Source organism: Silvimonas sp. (genome assembly GCF_031291215.1).
In the GTDB taxonomy this organism is placed as follows: Bacteria; Pseudomonadota; Gammaproteobacteria; order Burkholderiales; family Chitinibacteraceae; genus Silvimonas; species Silvimonas soli.
Genome location: NZ_JARLJK010000129.1, coordinates 1 through 1,709, shown reverse-complemented (window position 1 = coordinate 1,709; position 1,709 = coordinate 1). Strand labels below are relative to the sequence as shown.

The window sequence follows — 1,709 nt, the reverse complement described above, 5'->3', positions numbered from 1 at the left end:
TATGGCCGCCTCGCCATCCTGAGCCAATGGCGCGCCACCCCGCGCATCGCGATCAAGGTCCACCGCAGCGCCTTTACCCCCCCGCCCAAAGTGATGTCGGCCATCGTCCACGTCACCCCGGCGGCCATGCCCGAAGGCGTCCCCCCCCGCACGCTCGAACGCCTGACCGAAGCCGCCTTCGGCCAGCGCCGCAAGATGCTCCGCCAGTCGCTCAAAGGCCTGCCCGGCGCCCTGCCCGCACTCGAAGCGCTCGGCATCGACGCCTCCCGCCGCGCAGAAACGCTCGACATCGCGGAGTTCGTGGCGATTGCCAAGGTTATGAGCGAGAAGTAAGGTGGCAATTGCCTCCGATTCTGGGTATCCAGCATATATGCCAGAAAGAAGCCCTGAGGAAATTCTAGCTACGATAGCTGAATCTGCCCGAAACGTTAAGTTCGGCAGGGGAATCGTATCAAAAACTGGCTATGTTGCGGGTGGAATTGTTGCCGTTTGGCTTACAATCACCTTACGGCTCGGCCCCGACCTTCAAGCCGATGCTGTCCTGATGATCGCAGGAGCTTTAGTTACCGCGTTTGGTGTCTGGTTCGTGCAATCAACGCTGCGATTCGCAGAGAAAAATCCAGCTCAGGCCCTACTTGACGGAGCAGAACTCGTCGAATGGCGGCGTATGGAAATGGCCGCTATGGGCGTTTCCGCGCCACAAGATGACAGTTCTGCAGCGCTAACGCAGTCAGCCAAGTTTATCGGAAGCAGTGATGCTTAATCACTATGTGTTGATGATAAACCCAAGAGGTGAAATGGCCTCTAACGAGACCATAGAGGGCGCACTTTATCAAGTCGCCAAAGACTGGCTTCGCTTTGCACGAGGTCAATATTTAATCGCCGCCGAAGGTGGTCCGGAACCAATATTCGAGGCTGTTCGCAAGTCCATAAAGTTAAATGATGATGTAGTTGTAATCGAAATAAACCTAAGCAACCGCATGGGCTGGGCATCAAATCTAGCAATAAACTGGATAAAGAAGTATGCCCCGTAAATAAAATACGAAATTATTAGTAAATTTTTGAAATATTTTATATATATTATTTATATAAATCACCGTTTTTTGCGCACAATTTATCTTATTGGAATTTTCCATGCACGGTTTTTTGAGCGACTGGGCGCACACACGCCACTAAAACCCCATTGCAATCACCCCACGCAATGACTAAATTTAGTCTGAATTCAGTTAAAAAGCGAAGCCCATGCGTCTATCCACACAGATCAAGCCGATCAGTTTTCTCAAGGCCAATGCGGCTGACGTGCTGCACGATCTTGCGCAGGGCGGCGCACCGATGGTGATCACCCAGAACGGCGAAGCCAAGGCCGTGATTCAGGATATTGCTGCGTTCGAACAGACGCAGGAAACGCTGGCACTGCTCAAGGTGCTGGCACTGGGAGCCCAGGATATTGCGGCAAGCAGGACCGAGTCGGCGCGCGATGTCCTGGCCCGCTTGAAGGCGAAGCTTTCGGCGCGGACATGAGCGATGTCCATTATGCCGTCGAAATGACCGCCGGAGCGGCGCGCGACCTTGAACATATTGTCGACCATCTCGCCGCGCTGCGCGGGGCCGATGACGCGGCGGTGCTGCTCGATGCATTTCTCGAATCGATCGCGACGCTGGAACGATTTGCGTTGCGTGGCGCCGTGCCGCAGGAACTCGACGCGCTG

Annotated in this window: 5 protein-coding genes; all 5 read left to right on the top strand. The window is 54.5% G+C overall.

The annotated features are described in order from the left end of the window. The coding region (locus tag P4L78_RS15190) for an rRNA adenine N-6-methyltransferase family protein (protein WP_309328695.1) at positions 1 to 333 on the top strand (333 nt) is incomplete at its 5' end. A gap of 1 nt (position 334) precedes the next feature. Continuing rightward, positions 335 to 763, top strand: coding sequence for a hypothetical protein (locus P4L78_RS15185; protein WP_309328694.1), 429 nt, complete (start codon positions 335 to 337; stop codon positions 761 to 763). Next, positions 756 to 1,034 carry a hypothetical protein gene (locus tag P4L78_RS15180; protein WP_309328693.1) on the top strand — a complete coding sequence of 93 codons (279 nt, stop codon included), beginning with the start codon at positions 756 to 758 and terminating at the stop codon, positions 1,032 to 1,034. Before P4L78_RS15185 ends, P4L78_RS15180 begins: the two co-directional genes overlap by 8 nt. A 208-nt stretch (positions 1,035 to 1,242) precedes the next feature. Next, positions 1,243 to 1,521: a type II toxin-antitoxin system Phd/YefM family antitoxin gene (locus P4L78_RS15175; RefSeq protein ID WP_309328692.1), complete on the top strand. Its 279-nt coding sequence runs from the start codon at positions 1,243 to 1,245 to the stop codon at positions 1,519 to 1,521. Continuing rightward, the coding region (locus tag P4L78_RS15170; protein WP_309328691.1) for a hypothetical protein at positions 1,518 to 1,709 on the top strand (192 nt) is incomplete at its 3' end. The genes P4L78_RS15175 and P4L78_RS15170, both read left to right, overlap by 4 nt.

Coding starts and splice junctions, on each gene's coding strand:
- P4L78_RS15180 (WP_309328693.1), top strand. CDS start 756: ATGCTTAATCACTATGTGTTGATGATAAACCCAAGAGGTGAAATGGCC.
- P4L78_RS15175 (WP_309328692.1), top strand. CDS start 1,243: ATGCGTCTATCCACACAGATCAAGCCGATCAGTTTTCTCAAGGCCAAT.